We start from the raw sequence: 14,621 nt of genomic DNA, 5'->3' as shown, positions 1-14,621 counted from the left end.
CACTGCGGCAACACGCTATTTCTTTACCATCGACGCGACTACGTCATGTCGATGGCAAGTCACTAAGTGATCGTTCACCATACCAACGGCTTCCATGAACGCATAGACGATCGTGGGGCCACAGAATTTGAACCCTTCTTTCTTGAGGTCTTTCGATATCTGTGCCGACAGCGTAGTCGACGGCGGTACATCGGCCTGAGACGCAAAACAGTTTTGCAAAGGTGACCCGCCGACGTAGTTCCACAGATACGTATCAAACCCTTCCCGAGCCTCGATCTTCTGCCACACACGGGCATTGGTAATCGTCGCTTCGATCTTGCCGCGATGGCGGATAATGCCTGGGTTTTGCAGTAATGTTTCGACCTCGGCATCGCCCCAGTCTGCGATGACATTCGGGTCAAATCCGGCGAATGCTTCGCGAAAGTTCTCTCGTTTTTTAAGAATTGTGATCCAGCTTAGCCCAGCCTGAAACCCATCAAGCACAAGTTTTTCCCATAACGCACGACTGTCGTATTCGGGCACACCCCAATCAGTGTCATGATAATCAAGGTAGATCTGCTCCGGGCCGGCCCAATCGCAACGCTGCATATTCATCCCTTTTCAGTTGGCCAAGGTGGCCTGCAATTATTTGTACAAATAGACTTTCATTGACCGTTTAACCCGCCCTTATGAAAACATCATGCATTAACGCAAGAATACGCGAGGGCAAAAGGAATCTGCAACGTGCAACAGCGGTCCAAACATCGCTTCGCCAACCTTCCACAGGGCGGCGAAAACCCGCTGCAGTATGCGGTGACACAGCGCGACAAATCGACCATTTCCATGGTCCGGGATGCAGTCGAACACAAGCAGACGTTGATGGCTTACCAGCCGGTCATACGCGATATGTCCAGCAAAAGCATTGCATTCTACGAAGGGCTTATTCGCGTGCTTGACCCGACTGGCCGCGTCATCCCTGCCCGCGATTTCATGCCCGTGGTTGAGACGACCCAGCTTGGCCGCGAAATCGATGTCCTGTCCCTACGCGCCGGGATGATGGCATTGCAGCATAACCCGAATTTGCGCGTATCGATCAACATGTCCGCCCGGTCAATCGGGTTCAAGGCGTGGACCAACATGATGCAAAGATGGCTGTCACGCGATCCGACACTCGGGGAACGGCTGATCCTTGAGATCAGCGAACAATCGGCCATGCTGATGCCAGAGCTCGTGGCCGATTTCATTAACCGCATGCAAGATCAGGGCGTGTGCTTTGCCTTGGACAATTTCGGTTCCGGATATACCGCAATCCGCTACTTCAAAGAGCTATACTTTGATATCTTGAAAATCGACGGACAGTTCACGCGGGGGATTTCAAAAAATCCTGAGAATCGTGCATTGATCACCGTGATGGTATCAATCGCCGAAAATTTTGACATGGTAACCGTCGCCGAACAGGTCGAAAACGAGGAAGACTGCGAAGTCTTGCGCCAGTTGGGTGTCGATTGCCAGCAAGGGTATCTATTTGGGGGCCCGACCACGCGGCCCTATTGGGCAATCAACCCTGACAAGCAAAAATCAGGTTAAACACGTCAAGATTGCCGCTTGTGCTGCGATGCAGTATATCTGATCGTAGAAGGCTAGGGGATCGCAGATGCTCTGCGAGAGGTACCCCGTTGGTCAATAACCTGAGGGAATACACATGACGAATGTTGTCATCGCATCCGCAGCGCGCACAGCCGTGGGCAGCTTCAACGGATCTTTTGCAAACACACCAGCCCATGACATGGGCGCGGCGGTCTTGAAAGAGATTGTAGCGCGCGCAGGAATTGACGCATCTGAAGTGTCCGAGACCATTCTGGGTCAAGTCCTCACCGCTGCGCAGGGGCAAAACCCCGCACGTCAGGCACATGTAAACGCGGGATTACCAATCGAATCCGCAGCTTGGTCAATTAACCAAGTGTGTGGCTCAGGTCTGCGTGCTGTCGCCTTGGCCGCGCAACACATTCAACTGGGCGACGCGGATATTGTTGCCGCCGGTGGCCAGGAAAACATGTCCATGAGCCCCCACGCCCAAAACCTGCGGCCCGGCCAGAAAATGGGCGACATGCAGTTCATTGATACCATGATCAAAGATGGCCTCTGGGATGCGTTCAACGGCTATCATATGGGCCAAACCGCTGAAAACGTCGCCGAAAAATGGCAGATCAGCCGTGATCAACAAGACGAATTCGCCGTCCGCTCTCAGAACAAGGCTGAGGCGGCGCAAAAGGCGGGCAAATTCTCGGATGAAATCGTGGCCTATACGATCAAGACCCGCAAAGGCGAAACGGTTGTCGATAGCGATGAATACATTCGCCACGGCGCGTCCATGGAAGCTATGCAAAAACTGCGCCCCGCTTTCACTAAGGACGGATCGGTCACCGCCGCGAACGCATCCGGCCTGAACGATGGGGCCGCTGGTGCCCTGTTGATGTCTGCGGATAACGCAGAAAAGCGCGGCATAACGCCGCTGGCACGCATCGCATCCTACGCAACCGTTGGCCTAGACCCAAGCATCATGGGGGCAGGACCAATTTACGCATCCCGCAAAGCGTTGGAAAAAGCGGGCTGGAAGCCAGAAGATCTGGACCTGGTCGAGGCCAACGAAGCCTTTGCCGCACAAGCCTGCGCGGTCAACAAAGACATGGGCTGGGACCCGGAAATTGTAAACGTAAATGGCGGTGCCATTGCAATCGGCCACCCAATCGGCGCATCCGGCGCGCGAATCCTAAACACGCTGTTGTTTGAAATGCAGCGTCGCGGCGCGAAAAAGGGCCTTGCCACCCTGTGTATCGGTGGCGGTATGGGCGTCGCAATGTGCCTTGAACGCCCCTAATATACGCTTGCACGGCGCAGTAGTATGCGCCGTGCACCACTCTCCTAAATCATTTCCCCAAAACCCTGCCAAAGTGGTTGCAAAGTCCGTATGTGATGCCCTATCAATCGGGTACGTAATATAATTACGAAATTGATATCGCAAACGAAACAACATTGCCGCAAGGGAAGGGGTAACAATGTCACGTGTCGCACTTGTGACCGGAGGTAGCCGAGGGATCGGTGCCGCCATTTCAACAGCACTCAAGGATGCCGGCTATCACGTAGCTGCCACTTATGCAGGCAACGATGAAGCCGCTGCAAAATTCACCGAAAGCACTGGCATCAAGACTTATAAATGGGACGTCGCAGATTACGACGCCTCAAAGGCGGGCATCGCAAAAGTCGAAGCAGACCTTGGCCCGATCGAGGTTGTCGTTGCTAACGCGGGCATTACCCGCGACGCACCGTTTCATAAAATGACGCCAGATCAATGGCATGAGGTGATCAACACGAACCTGACGGGCGTGTTTAACACAATTCATCCGATATGGCCCGGCATGCGGGAACGCAAATTCGGGCGCGTTGTGGTCATCAGCTCGATCAATGGGCAAAAGGGTCAGTTTGCGCAAGTTAACTATGCCGCCACCAAGGCAGGTGATCTTGGCATCGTAAAATCCCTTGCTCAGGAAGGCGCGCGCGCAGGCATTACCGCTAACGCGATTTGCCCGGGCTACATCGCCACAGACATGGTCATGGCCGTCCCTGAAAAAGTCCGCGAATCGATTATTGCTCAGATTCCGGCTGGCCGATTGGGTGAACCAGAAGACATCGCACGCGCGGTTGTGTTCCTGGCCGCAGATGACTCCAGCTTTATCAACGGGTCCACCATCACAGCGAACGGTGCGCAGTACCTTACGTAATGCGACCATCCGATAAAATGCAAAAGGCCAGTGCTATTATGCGCTGGCCTTTTTGCGTTTCGCTCAGCTTTTTCTAGGCTTATCAGCTGATCCGAACAACCAGCCCCAAAACTCAAGTGTCGCACGCGCCCGTGCACGGTGGGCCTCTTCCATTGCGTTGCGGGCTGCGCGGTTTGTTGTTGCTTCGATCATGTCCAGCCTCCTGATATCAAGAATTTCTGTTCTTTGTCTAAGATGGGCCTATGATGACATATCTACAAACGAGACTTTCTTTCTTTCACATAAGTAAAACTGAACTGATATGACCGATCGCCTGCCCCCCTTGACTGCTTTGCGCGCCTTTGAGGCCGCAGCAAGAAACCTGTCTTTTGCTGCCGCTGCCGCGGAACTCAACGTCACCCCAGCGGCCCTTAGCTTCCAGATCAAATCGCTTGAAGCGCATTTCGGCGCGCCGCTTTTCAGGCGACTCAACCGCGCTGTCGAATTGACCGAGGCCGGGCTTGCCCTTGCCCCGGGTGCCACAGACGGGTTTCAAACGCTGGCCGCTGCATGGCGGGCGGCGCAGCGCACCCAAGACCATCAATCGCTTACCGTCACAGCTGGCCCCGCATTCACCGCCAAATGGTTAGCACCGCGGCTTTTCGACTTTGCCCAAGCCCACCCGGAAATCGAATTACGCTTCTCGGCATCGCTGCGCAAAGTGGACCTTGCTCGCGACAATATTGATGTGGCGCTCCGGTTTGGGGCCTCTGTTGATCCAGACCTCTATGCGCTGCCCCTCGCTGATGAATGGGTGACGCCGGTCATGACGCCGGAAATGGCGGCGCGCTATCCAACACCGTCCAGCCTGCGGAACGCACCCTTGATTGTAGATGATTCGATTGCCTTTCTGGACCCACCGATGGATTGGAATAGCTGGTTTGCCGCCATGGGCCTTGCCCCACCTGCAGCACTAGGACCAAGGTTTTCCCAAGCGGATCATGCCACGGATGCAGCACTGGCAGGGGTTGGGGTGGTGCTGGGCAGACGCGCGCTCGTCATCAAGGATTTGGTCGAAGGCCGGCTGGTCGCACCCTATAATGCAGCACTGGACACCGGAGCACGGTTTTGGTTCCTATGCCCGAAATCCGCACAAGATCGCCCGCAAATTGCAGCGTTCAGGCAATGGATCATAGACGAAATTAGCAAAACATCCGAGGTCGCAGACAGTGTTCCAATCATAGCGAGACAGCCCGCATAAGATGAGCGTTTTAGGTGGATTATGGCATGCTTTGATGTGCAAGTACCTCAGGGCTGGAACCAGATCCTACCGTTTCGTACTTATTATATTGGGGAAAAATTCGAGGCGCTCTGTGGGTCTAGCATCTGCGCTGATCGCTGGCGGCGCTTTTTCGCAGCGCGCGCCAGCTTTGGTAAGTCTGGCTTAAGTTTTTTAAGCGGTTAGTCTGACAATCTCTTCCTTTAATCGAAGCTTTTCCTTCTTCATCGTCGCAACCTTCAGGTCGTCAATGCCCGGGGCGCGCTGTGCCTCCTCTACAGCGTCGCTTACCGCCAAATGTTTCCGTTTCAAAGCTTCAAGATGTGCGTCAAATGCCACTTAACTCTCCTTTGTTGGATTGCGTAATACAAGTGAACCACGAAAAATTTCACCTGTCACGCGGCGACGCAGAAAGTTTCCGAACAAGTAGAACTATCGGCTGGAAGATGCCTAGAATGGTAGCGCCGCGCCAGCGCGCAGAACCGCACGGATCGCGGGAACATAGCTGTCACCATCCGCGATATGCTCGGCCCCTTCGTGCATAATCAATGGAGCACACAGCCGAAACGCCCCCCGGCCAGATTTGCGCGCACGTAGGATAATCAGCTCGGTCATGCGGCCGATCCGGGGGGCAATCGGCAGCACCTCAATGCTGCCCATATCATGGGGCAACGCGCGGATCAGATCCGGAAGCCGCTCTGCCCGGTGAATGAAATGCGCCTGCCCTTTTGGGGCCAGCCTTTTAGCTGCGATTTCCACCCATTTGGCCAGCGGGGTTTGTTCGCCCATAGCTGTTTCACGCGTACTGTCTTCGGACGCAATCGATGCGGCACGATCAAAATAGGGCGGGTTGGCTAAGACATGGTCAAATTGACGCTGCCGCAGCGACAACGGCATCGCGGCAAGATCGGCCTCGATCACCTCGAACTCGGGATTATTACGGCGGGCCAGTTCGGCATATGCTTGTTGGACTTCAACCCCAGTCAGCGACAGCCCAGCGACACGAGCCCCCAGACATAGTGACGCAGCTCCGACACCACAGCCCAGCTCTAACACCCGTTGGCCGGGTGCCGCCGGTACAGTTGCCGCGAGCAGAACGGGGTCTACCCCCGCGCGATACCCCTTGCGCGGCTGCCACAGATGCAATTTACCGCCCAAAAACGCGTCATACGTCAGCTCATCCGGGTCAAAGCTTTGCACGGGTTAATCAGGCAAGCCGGTGGGAATATCGTTATCCCGCAGCACCCTCAGAGCAGCGCTATGCTTGTCCTCGTGAACCATTAACCTACGCGGGAAAATCCCGATGCCGCCTTCCAGCACGCTCATATTTACGTCCAAAGGAAAGCAGTCTATATCCTCGCCCTGAAGAAGGGCGCTGGCAAAGGCAATGATCGTCGGGTCGGTTGTGCGCAAAAGTTCCTTCATAACAGAGATGTAAGTGCAATCGCGCCAGATTGTCGAGCCTTCAGATGGGGTCATGTAGATGAAGAACGACGTACGTCAAAAACCGCATGACCAGATGGCCAGCTACCTTGCTGACGATATGGCGGCGGTAAACGATCTGATACGCGACCGCATGGCATCTGAACATGCGCCCCGCATCCCCGAAGTGACAGCGCATCTGGTCGAGGCAGGTGGCAAGCGTCTGCGGCCCATGCTGACCCTGGCTGCGGCCCATATCTGTGGCTATGACGGCCCCTACCACATCCACCTTGCCGCCACGGTTGAGTTTATTCACACCGCTACATTGCTGCATGATGATGTCGTAGACGAAAGCGGCCAACGGCGCGGGCGACCCACCGCGAACCTGCTGTGGGATAACAAATCATCGGTCCTGGTAGGCGACTATCTGTTTGCGCGCAGTTTTCAGTTGATGACTGAAACGAACAACATTCGCGTGCTTGCGATCCTGTCCAATGCCTCTGCGACCATCGCCGAGGGTGAGGTGTTGCAGCTGACGGCCGCCCAGAACCTTGCCACCGACGAATCCGTTTATCTCAAAGTGGTGCGTGGAAAGACTGCTGCCCTGTTTTCCGCTGCGACCGAAGTTGGTGGCGTTGTCGCCGGTGCGCCGGTTGAGCAGATCAAGGCGCTGTATGACTACGGTGATGCCTTGGGCATTGCGTTTCAAATCGCAGATGACCTGCTGGATTATCAAGGCGACGCCGGTGTGACCGGCAAGAACGTTGGCGATGATTTCCGCGAACGCAAGCTGACACTACCCGTGATCAAGGCCATCGCCAAAGCAGATGCCGAAGAACGCGCCTTTTGGACCCGGACGATTGAAAAAGGGCGTCAGGAAGACGGCGATCTGGACCACGCGCTTGCCCTGCTGAACAAGCATGACACGCTATCGGCAACCCGCGCCGACGCGATGGAGTGGGCGGAACAGGCAAAGGACGCGTTGCACGCCCTGCCCGATCACCCGCTGCGTGGAATGCTGCATGACCTTGCTGACTACGTCGTGGCGCGACTTACCTAAGAACTTCGGCCGCACTGACCCACCAACCGGGATGCGCATGATCAATCCGCCCAGCCGCGTGGTTTGCGGCCTGTTCGCTGGCGTATAGACCAAAGCAGGTCGCCCCAGATCCCGACATCCGCGCCAGCAGCGCATCATCAAGCGCGGCAAGGCAGGCGGCAATTTCAGGCACAACGCCGAGCGCGGCCTGTTCCAGATCATTGCGCTGCGTCGACAGCCACGCAGCAAAACCTTGCGCAGAGTCAAAGGCCGGAATGCTATCTGGCATCGGCTCGTTATGCCTTGAGACCAGACGCTTAAAGACCTCGGGCGTTGATACGGATTTATTCGGGTTCACCAACACCAGCCAACAAGGTGGCAAGGGCGGCAGCGGGGTCAGAATCTCTCCGACACCGCGCATTCGCTGGGGCGCATCATGCAAACAAACCGGCACATCAGCTCCCAAGCTGGCCACATCCTCTGGTATCGGCACATCCCAGTGATTACTCAGCAACTTTAGCGCGGTTGCTGCGTCTGCTGACCCACCACCGATACCCGCAGCTGTTGGCAGCACTTTCGTCAGAACCAGCCGCGCACCCCGTGTCGCATCGGGATCAAGCAGCCGAGCCGCGCGGATCACAAGGTTACGATCATCCAGCGGTACGCCATCCGCATAAGGGCCCTCGACAAACAGCTCTAGCCGGGGCGACGGCACAACGCTAAGTGTATCACCAACCGCGGCACGGACGGCCAGACTATCTAGCAGATGATACCCGTCGGCACGCTGACCTGTAACGTGCAGGGACAGATTCACCTTGGCCCAAGCCGGCTTAGAGACACTGGCCCCCAGTGCGGCGCTGTTTGTGCGCATCAGTCCGTCGATACCTTGCTCAAAGGGTCAGCACCCTCTTCGCTCAGCACCGCGTCCAAACCGATCTCAAGCTTGCGGCGCATCCGGCCCGGATCTGCCTCGCTGTCGGTGTCTTCGGGATCAACAAAGGACAAGGCGCGACGCCACTGGAATTCTGCCTCGCGTTCGCGGCCAACGGCCCAATAGACATCCCCCAGATGGTCGTTGACAACGGGGTCAACCGCAACCAGCTCCACGGCGCGCTCCATCTGCGACACGGCTTCTTCGTAGCGGCCCAAACGATACAGAACCCATCCAAGTGAATCGACGATGTACCCCGATCCCGGGCTGGCCGCGACCGCGCGCTCGATCATGTTCAGGGCTTCATCCAGATTACGCCCCTGCTCGACCAGCGAATATCCCAGATAATTCAGAACCTGCGGCTGGTCGGGGTTGATTGCCAAGGCGGCGCGAAAATCGGCCTCGGCCTTGTCCAGATCGCCGCTGCGCTCTTGTGATATGCCGCGCGCATAGAACAACACCCATCGTTGCGGGTTCGTGTCTGGCGTCTTGTTGATCGCCATATCATAGGCGGCAATCGCGTCATCAAACTTGTCTTCTGCACGCAATGCATCCCCAAGGGCCGAATGCACAGACGGCAAATCCCCATGGCTGCGGGTTAATTGTTGGAGCACCTCAATCGCCCGGCCCGGTTGGCCGGACCGGCGCAAAGCGGCCGCGCGGCCCAGCTCAGCCGCATGATAGGCCGGATCACTTGCTGGTACATTGGCAAGCTCGGCAATCGCCAGATCATATTGCTCTAGGCTTTCAAGCAAGTCAGCGGTCAGTAACAATGCGTCTATGTGACGGGGGTTCAGATAGCGCGCGATCCGCGCATAAAGCAGCACATAATGCTCGCCCGCCGATTCACTGCGCAACACGGCGGCAAAAGTGAAAAATACTTCGGCAATCCCGGCTTTGGCATCGGGCGCTTGCGCAAATTTGACCGGCTCCCCACCCTCAAGCGCTAAGGTCAGAGCTTCAAGCTCGGGGTCAGTACTCCCCCCAAAACTAGAGTTCAACAGCGCCAATGCCTCGGCGTTGCGGTCAAGCTGCCCCAGAATTTCAGCCCGTGCGATCACCCCGCGACGCGTGTGGCCAGCGGCCCCCGCCTCGTTTGCGGCAAAGATACGCTCGGCCCCTTCAAAATCACCAACCGACGCCAGCGCAAGCGCCTTGTGGTACATCACAAAGCCCTGCATCCCCGGCTCTCGGCTTAGGGTATCGAACTCGGCCACGGCTTGTGTCATGTCACCCTTGCCGACATAGGCCCAGGCTTTGACCAGACCATCGACCCATGGGCCAATGCCCGCGCCGTCACCCTCTTGCGCCAACAACCCGTCGTAATCACCCCTTTGCGCATTGTCGGCCGTGGTCACCAGATGCGCGACCTGAGACTCTTGATGCTTTGCCGCCAGAACCTTGGCCAAGGGGATCGCACGGTCGACATCACCCAAAGATAGATTGGCCAGAATAGCGCTTTCCAGCAGCTCGACGTTCATACTGTCCCGTGCAAGCGCACGGCCATAATAGTCAGCGGCTTCGGAAAAATCGCTGCGCACAGCGGCGTGACGCCCCGCCAGATATGCACCCGATACCGATTGCGCGCCAACAGGCAGTGCGCCAGTCACGCCCAACGCGAAAACACTGGCAGAAAACAGCAGATTACGGATCATATATGCAGGCCTTATCAATTTTATTTTACGCTATCACGTTCACCCACAGGCGCAATGGCAGCGCGCAGCGACGCACGTAGCCGTGAGCAACAATCGGCCCTTTTCAAAAGAAAAAAGGCGCGCCGCAGCACGCCCTTTCATCACATCATTAAATAGTGATTTACATATTGGGGTAGTTCGGGCCGTCACCACCTTGTGGGGTGGTCCAAACGATGTTCTGCGTCGGGTCTTTGATGTCGCAGGTTTTACAATGCACACAATTTTGGAAGTTGATGACAAAGCGCGGGTCTTTGCCTTCTTCCTCGACGAATTCGTAGACACCAGCCGGGCAATAGCGCGCAGATGGGCCTGCATAGACCGGCAGGTTTACATCGACGGGCACGGACGGGTCCTTTAGCGTCAGGTGCGCTGGTTGGTTTTCATCATGGTTCGTGAACGAGAACGCAACATTGGTCAGACGGTCAAACGACAGTTTGCCATCGGGCTTGGGATAATCGATCTTTTTGTGATCGGCTGCTTTCTCGGTTGCTTCGGCATCGGATTTGCCGTGACCAAGAGTGCCTAGCAAGGAAAAACCGAATGTATTTGTCCACATGTCGAACCCGCCGACAGCCAGCGATGTCATCAGGCCGAACTTGCTCCACAATGGTTTGACATTGCGTACTTTTTTCAAGTCCTTGCCAATCTCGCCGCTGCGTACATCTGCTTCGTACTCCGACAGTTCATCGCCTGAACGTCCCGCTTGAATGGCCACGAACGCCGCTTCGGCGGCCGCCTTGCCGGACAGCATCGCGTTGTGGTTGCCCTTGATGCGCGGCACGTTGACCATACCCACAGAGCACCCCAGCAGCGCCACACCGGGCGCGACCATCTTGGGCATCGACTGAAAGCCGCCTTCGGTAATAGCCCGTGCGCCGTAAGCCACGCGTTTGCCGCCTTTCAGCAGTTCCGCGACCATGGGGTGATGTTTGAAACGTTGGAATTCCATATAGGGGAACACATGTGGGTTTTTATAACCCAAGTGCACAACAAAGCCGACATAGACCTGATTGTTTTCGATGTGGTAGATGAATGAACCGCCACCTGCATTGCTATTCAAAGGCCAGCCCATCGTGTGAGTGACAGTGCCTTCTTTGTGCTTGGCCGGGTCGATTTCCCAGATTTCTTTCATGCCAAGGCCGAATTTCTGCGGCTCCTTGCCAGCATCCAGATCATATTTTGCGATCACCTGCTTTGACAGGCTGCCGCGTACACCTTCGGACAGGAATACATACTTACCGTGCAGCTCCATGCCGGGTTCATAGTTGTCACCCTTGGTGCCATCAGGGTTGATGCCAAATTCACCGGCCACGACGCCTTTGATCTCGCCGTTCTCGCCATAGACCAGTTCGGAACATGCCATGCCGGGAAAGATTTCAACGCCCATTTCTTCGGCTTGCTCGGCCATCCAGCGGCAAACATTCGCCATTGACACAATATAGTTGCCGTGGTTGTTCATCAGTGGCGGCATGGGGAAGTTCGGCACACGCAACTTGCCCGCCTCGCCCAGCATGTAAAAGTTGTCTTCGATCACCTTGGTCTTGATCGGCGAGCCCTTTTCTTTCCAATCCGGCATCAACGCGTCCAGACCGCTTGGATCCAATACAGCACCCGACAGGATATGCGCCCCGACTTCGGAGCCCTTTTCCAGCACAACCACGTTGCAGTCAGCATCCAGCTGTTTCAGACGGATCGCGGCTGACAGGCCTGCAGGACCAGCGCCAACAATAACGACGTCATATTCCATTGCTTCGCGTTCAACTTCGGCCATTTGGGGCTCCTCTTCGGGCAGAAAATGGGTTTGGATTTGGCTAAACCAGCACGGCCTGCTTTGCAATCGCGACACGACGTTAAAATGAAGGGTCGCGACAGTTTCGTAACAATATAATGCGCCAGCCGTCATAATGTTTCGCAACTCGAAATGGATCAGACCCGCGGATCCCCCATCAGATAGCGCGGCCCTTGACCGTTTTCGCCTGCTTTGTCCTTGGGATTATAGAGCGCGCAGGCTTTGAGGCTTAGGCAACCACAGCCGATACAGCCGTCCAGATCGTCGCGCAGCCGGGTCAATGTGGCAATCCGCTGGTCCAGTCCGGCGCGAAAGGATTGGCTGATACGCGCCCAATCAGCCTTGGTCGGGGTGCGCCCGCCGGGCAAACGGTCAAGCTCGGTTTTGATCTGCGGCAGGGTGAAACCAAACTGCTGGGCAATCATCACAAAGCTAAGCCGCCGCAAATCCGCGCGCTCAAACCGCCGCTGCCCGCCTGCATTGCGCCAAGGTTTGATCAGCCCTTGCGACTCGTAATAGCGGATCGCCGACACAGCCAGCCCAGTGCGCCGCGCAAGTGCGCCAATAGATAACCCATCATTTACAGCCATAATGTTCCTCAAAAAAATACCTTGACCTAAAGTTAGGTTTAGGAATTAGACACGACAGGGTCAATACAACAGCAAGGAAAGACCCATCATGTCAGCTCAGCTTGAACACGCAAATATCACTGTAAAAAACCCCGACGACACCGCCGCATGGATGCTTATGGTTTTCGGATGGCAGGTCCGCTGGCAAGGTGATGCGATTGCCGGGGGCCGCAGCGTCCATATCGGGACACAAGACCAGTATATCGCGCTTTATACGCCGAAAGAGGGACTGAAATCAGCCCCAAATAGCCACACGACCGTTGGGAGCCTTAACCACATCGGCGTGGTCGTCGATGATCTGGATGCGGCAGAAGCAGCCGTCAAAGCGCAAGGTTTCGAAACCACAAACCATGCCGACTATGAGCCGGGCCGACGGTTTTACTTTCATGACAACGATGGGGTCGAATACGAGCTTGTTGAATACGGTGGATAAGCGCGCATTGATGTCGCGACACGCACTCGGCCCTTGCAATCACGCGCCAGTTTAGGTCAGGTAAGGGTTAATTCAAATCGGTCGCACCCTCGGATCCGTTCCGGGGGATGTGGCCCTCATTGCGTGGACGACCACAATGGAAAAAATCCCAATGACCCGCGCCGGTCACATTGCTTTGGAAACTGAACTAAAGCACCTGAAGACGACTGAACGTCCTGCAATCATCAAGGCGATTGCCGAAGCGCGCGAACATGGTGACTTGTCCGAAAACGCCGAATATCATTCCGCCAAGGAAAAGCAGTCCTTTATCGAAGGTCGCGTGAAAGAGCTTGAAGGCGCGATTTCGCTGGCGGACGTTATTGATCCATCGAAAATGTCCGGCTCTATCAAGTTTGGGGCCAAGGTCACATTGGTGGACGAAGACACCGACGAAGAGAAAACCTATCAGATTGTTGGTGAATATGAGGCCAATATTGAAAAAGGTCTTTTGAACATCAAGTCCCCTATTGCGCGGGCACTGATCGGCAAAGAAGAAGGCGACAGCGTCACGGTGCGGACCCCGGGGGGCGAAAGATCCTATGAGGTACTCAAGATCATTTACGCGTGATCCGGGGCAATCGACATGACCGATACGACGCCTGCCACACCGCAACAGTTACCGCGCCAACCTGCGCGCTCGACCCCTTTTGGTGTCTACTCACGTCCAAATGACCAAGCGATTTCCAGCATTGAAATCATCGCCATTGCGCTCAGTGTGTTCTGGCTCTTGGGCTGTGCCGTTTTCTTTGTGATGCAACCCGCTGATGCGGCCCCGGACAGCGGCGATCGCGGCCTGAGGATTGTGATGACCACCTTGGCCATCTTCATGCCACTGGCAATGATTTGGGTCGCAGCCACCGCTGCACGCGCCAGTCGGGTGATGCGCACCGAAAGCAAACGGTTGCAGACAGCAATCGATGCCATTCGCCAAGCCTATATTGCCCAGCAACAGGGCAAAACCTTTGAGGCCGATGCATCCGTCACCCGCAAACTGGATGAAATCGCCGCCGCCGCGCGTAAAACTGAAACCGCCCTTGCGACCTTTCAAACCCGCCGCGACACACCGGCCCGTGCCGCCGCCCCTGCTGCGGCAGCTGCCTCATCAGAGGATCAGCCGGCCTTGGCGCTTGGGACCCAAGCCAGCGATATGGCACCCGCGTTATCCCATGATGATTTCATTCGTGCGCTGAATTTCCCTGAAACGGCAGAAGACGCCGAAGGTTTCTCGGCCTTGCGCAAAGCGTTGAAAGATCGCAATGCGTCGCAGTTGGTCCAAGCGGCCCAAGACGTGCTGACCCTGCTCAGCCATGATGGCATTTACATGGATGATCTGCGCCCGGACCGCGCACGCCCCGAAGTCTGGCGCGAATTTGCCCAAGGTGCCCGCGGGCGCACCATCGCGGCGCTTGGCGGGGTGCGTGATCGGTCGTCTCTTGCCCTGACCAATGCGCGGATGAAACAAGACCCGATCTTTCGTGATGCAGCCCACCATTTTCTGCGCCGCTTTGACCGCGTCTTTTCCGGGTTCGAGGCACAGGCATCCGACGGTGAAATCTCGGCGCTTGCAGAGACCCGCACAGCACGCGCGTTCATGTTATTGGGGCGTGTCGCAGGGACATTCGACTAACG

General features: G+C 56.2%; 17 protein-coding genes. 8 read left to right on the top strand and 9 right to left on the bottom strand.

Going from position 1 to position 14,621, the window contains the following annotated elements; genetic code table 11:
• Nucleotides 1-15: 15 nt before the first annotated feature.
• Nucleotides 16-588 (bottom strand): DNA-3-methyladenine glycosylase I, encoded by a 573-nt coding sequence (locus BM347_RS05855; RefSeq protein WP_093916051.1) that lies wholly within the window; start codon nt 586-588, stop codon nt 16-18.
• Nucleotides 589-723: 135 nt separating this feature from the next.
• Here BM347_RS05855 and BM347_RS05850 point away from each other — a divergent pair, with 135 nt between their 5' ends.
• From BM347_RS05850 to phbB, 3 genes are all read left to right on the top strand, one after another.
• Nucleotides 724-1,566, top strand: coding sequence for an EAL domain-containing protein (locus BM347_RS05850; protein WP_245764200.1), 843 nt, complete (start codon nt 724-726; stop codon nt 1,564-1,566).
• A 115-nt stretch (nt 1,567-1,681) separates the two neighbouring features.
• Complete coding sequence (locus BM347_RS05845) at nt 1,682-2,857, top strand: acetyl-CoA C-acetyltransferase (protein ID WP_093915524.1); 1,176 nt, start codon at nt 1,682-1,684, stop codon at nt 2,855-2,857.
• Between the two features lie 178 nt (nt 2,858-3,035).
• Nucleotides 3,036-3,758, top strand: coding sequence for an acetoacetyl-CoA reductase (phbB, locus tag BM347_RS05840; protein WP_093915523.1), 723 nt, complete (start codon nt 3,036-3,038; stop codon nt 3,756-3,758).
• 63 nt (nt 3,759-3,821) lie between these two features.
• Here the strand turns inward: phbB and BM347_RS17765 are convergent, their stop codons facing one another.
• Nucleotides 3,822-3,950: a hypothetical protein gene (locus BM347_RS17765; protein ID WP_281247840.1), complete on the bottom strand. Its 129-nt coding sequence runs from the start codon at nt 3,948-3,950 to the stop codon at nt 3,822-3,824.
• A 109-nt stretch (nt 3,951-4,059) separates the two neighbouring features.
• Between BM347_RS17765 and BM347_RS05835 the strand changes: the two genes are divergently transcribed.
• Nucleotides 4,060-4,998 (top strand): transcriptional regulator GcvA, encoded by a 939-nt coding sequence (locus BM347_RS05835; RefSeq protein ID WP_093915522.1) that lies wholly within the window; start codon nt 4,060-4,062, stop codon nt 4,996-4,998.
• A gap of 192 nt (nt 4,999-5,190) precedes the next feature.
• Here the strand turns inward: BM347_RS05835 and BM347_RS05830 are convergent, their stop codons facing one another.
• The 3 genes from BM347_RS05830 to BM347_RS05820 all read right to left on the bottom strand — a co-directional run bounded on the left by BM347_RS05830 (nt 5,191) and on the right by BM347_RS05820 (nt 6,441).
• The gene (locus BM347_RS05830; RefSeq protein ID WP_093915521.1) at nt 5,191-5,355 is read right to left on the bottom strand and encodes a YdcH family protein; all 165 of its coding nucleotides are present in this window, start codon (nt 5,353-5,355) and stop codon (nt 5,191-5,193) included.
• 111 nt (nt 5,356-5,466) lie between these two features.
• Nucleotides 5,467-6,216 (bottom strand): tRNA1(Val) (adenine(37)-N6)-methyltransferase, encoded by a 750-nt coding sequence (locus BM347_RS05825; RefSeq protein WP_093915520.1) that lies wholly within the window; start codon nt 6,214-6,216, stop codon nt 5,467-5,469.
• A 3-nt stretch (nt 6,217-6,219) separates the two neighbouring features.
• Nucleotides 6,220-6,441, bottom strand: a complete 222-nt coding sequence (locus BM347_RS05820; RefSeq protein ID WP_093916049.1) for a putative signal transducing protein — start codon at nt 6,439-6,441, stop codon at nt 6,220-6,222.
• 58 nt (nt 6,442-6,499) lie between these two features.
• Between BM347_RS05820 and BM347_RS05815 the strand changes: the two genes are divergently transcribed.
• A complete protein-coding gene (locus tag BM347_RS05815; protein WP_093915519.1) occupies nt 6,500-7,498 on the top strand; it encodes a polyprenyl synthetase family protein in 999 nt (332 codons plus the stop codon).
• Here the strand turns inward: BM347_RS05815 and BM347_RS05810 are convergent.
• The 4 genes from BM347_RS05810 to soxR form a co-directional block, all read right to left on the bottom strand.
• Complete coding sequence (locus tag BM347_RS05810) at nt 7,491-8,348, bottom strand: 4-(cytidine 5'-diphospho)-2-C-methyl-D-erythritol kinase (protein ID WP_093915518.1); 858 nt, start codon at nt 8,346-8,348, stop codon at nt 7,491-7,493. The genes BM347_RS05815 and BM347_RS05810 overlap by 8 nt on opposite strands.
• Entirely contained in the window at nt 8,348-10,063 is a 1,716-nt protein-coding gene (locus BM347_RS05805) for a tetratricopeptide repeat protein (protein WP_093915517.1), read from the bottom strand. Before BM347_RS05805 ends, BM347_RS05810 begins: the two co-directional genes overlap by 1 nt.
• A gap of 160 nt (nt 10,064-10,223) precedes the next feature.
• Nucleotides 10,224-11,873, bottom strand: a complete 1,650-nt coding sequence (locus BM347_RS05800) for an electron transfer flavoprotein-ubiquinone oxidoreductase (protein WP_093916048.1) — start codon at nt 11,871-11,873, stop codon at nt 10,224-10,226.
• Nucleotides 11,874-12,028: 155 nt separating this feature from the next.
• The gene (gene soxR, locus BM347_RS05795) at nt 12,029-12,481 is read right to left on the bottom strand and encodes a redox-sensitive transcriptional activator SoxR (RefSeq protein ID WP_093915516.1); all 453 of its coding nucleotides are present in this window, start codon (nt 12,479-12,481) and stop codon (nt 12,029-12,031) included.
• Nucleotides 12,482-12,569: 88 nt separating this feature from the next.
• Here soxR and BM347_RS05790 point away from each other — a divergent pair, with 88 nt between their 5' ends.
• From BM347_RS05790 to BM347_RS05780, 3 genes are all read left to right on the top strand, one after another.
• Complete coding sequence (locus BM347_RS05790; RefSeq protein ID WP_093915515.1) at nt 12,570-12,953, top strand: VOC family protein; 384 nt, start codon at nt 12,570-12,572, stop codon at nt 12,951-12,953.
• A gap of 136 nt (nt 12,954-13,089) precedes the next feature.
• Complete coding sequence (greA, locus tag BM347_RS05785) at nt 13,090-13,560, top strand: transcription elongation factor GreA (protein ID WP_093915514.1); 471 nt, start codon at nt 13,090-13,092, stop codon at nt 13,558-13,560.
• 15 nt (nt 13,561-13,575) lie between these two features.
• Entirely contained in the window at nt 13,576-14,619 is a 1,044-nt protein-coding gene (locus BM347_RS05780) for a hypothetical protein (protein ID WP_093915513.1), read from the top strand.
• Nucleotides 14,620-14,621: the final 2 nt, after the last annotated feature.

Origin of the sequence: Sulfitobacter marinus, from assembly GCF_900116285.1 — a bacterium.
In the GTDB taxonomy this organism is placed as follows: Bacteria; Pseudomonadota; Alphaproteobacteria; order Rhodobacterales; family Rhodobacteraceae; genus Sulfitobacter; species Sulfitobacter marinus.
Note: the sequence above shows the minus strand (reverse complement) of the source record. Positions and strands in the feature narration are given on the sequence as shown.

What these genes read in the sequence shown, in the direction of transcription:
- BM347_RS17765 (WP_281247840.1), bottom strand. Translation starts at nt 3,950, where the DNA reads ATGATCGAAGCAACAACAAACCGCGCAGCCCGCAACGCAATGGAAGAG.
- BM347_RS05790 (WP_093915515.1), top strand. Translation starts at nt 12,570, where the DNA reads ATGTCAGCTCAGCTTGAACACGCAAATATCACTGTAAAAAACCCCGAC.
- BM347_RS05820 (WP_093916049.1), bottom strand. Translation starts at nt 6,441, where the DNA reads ATGAAGGAACTTTTGCGCACAACCGACCCGACGATCATTGCCTTTGCC.
- greA (WP_093915514.1), top strand. Translation starts at nt 13,090, where the DNA reads ATGGAAAAAATCCCAATGACCCGCGCCGGTCACATTGCTTTGGAAACT.
- soxR (WP_093915516.1), bottom strand. Translation starts at nt 12,481, where the DNA reads ATGGCTGTAAATGATGGGTTATCTATTGGCGCACTTGCGCGGCGCACT.
- BM347_RS05855 (WP_093916051.1), bottom strand. Translation starts at nt 588, where the DNA reads ATGCAGCGTTGCGATTGGGCCGGCCCGGAGCAGATCTACCTTGATTAT.
- phbB (WP_093915523.1), top strand. Translation starts at nt 3,036, where the DNA reads ATGTCACGTGTCGCACTTGTGACCGGAGGTAGCCGAGGGATCGGTGCC.
- BM347_RS05815 (WP_093915519.1), top strand. Translation starts at nt 6,500, where the DNA reads ATGAAGAACGACGTACGTCAAAAACCGCATGACCAGATGGCCAGCTAC.
- BM347_RS05780 (WP_093915513.1), top strand. Translation starts at nt 13,576, where the DNA reads ATGACCGATACGACGCCTGCCACACCGCAACAGTTACCGCGCCAACCT.
- BM347_RS05800 (WP_093916048.1), bottom strand. Translation starts at nt 11,873, where the DNA reads ATGGCCGAAGTTGAACGCGAAGCAATGGAATATGACGTCGTTATTGTT.
- BM347_RS05845 (WP_093915524.1), top strand. Translation starts at nt 1,682, where the DNA reads ATGACGAATGTTGTCATCGCATCCGCAGCGCGCACAGCCGTGGGCAGC.
- BM347_RS05805 (WP_093915517.1), bottom strand. Translation starts at nt 10,063, where the DNA reads ATGATCCGTAATCTGCTGTTTTCTGCCAGTGTTTTCGCGTTGGGCGTG.
- BM347_RS05835 (WP_093915522.1), top strand. Translation starts at nt 4,060, where the DNA reads ATGACCGATCGCCTGCCCCCCTTGACTGCTTTGCGCGCCTTTGAGGCC.
- BM347_RS05810 (WP_093915518.1), bottom strand. Translation starts at nt 8,348, where the DNA reads ATGCGCACAAACAGCGCCGCACTGGGGGCCAGTGTCTCTAAGCCGGCT.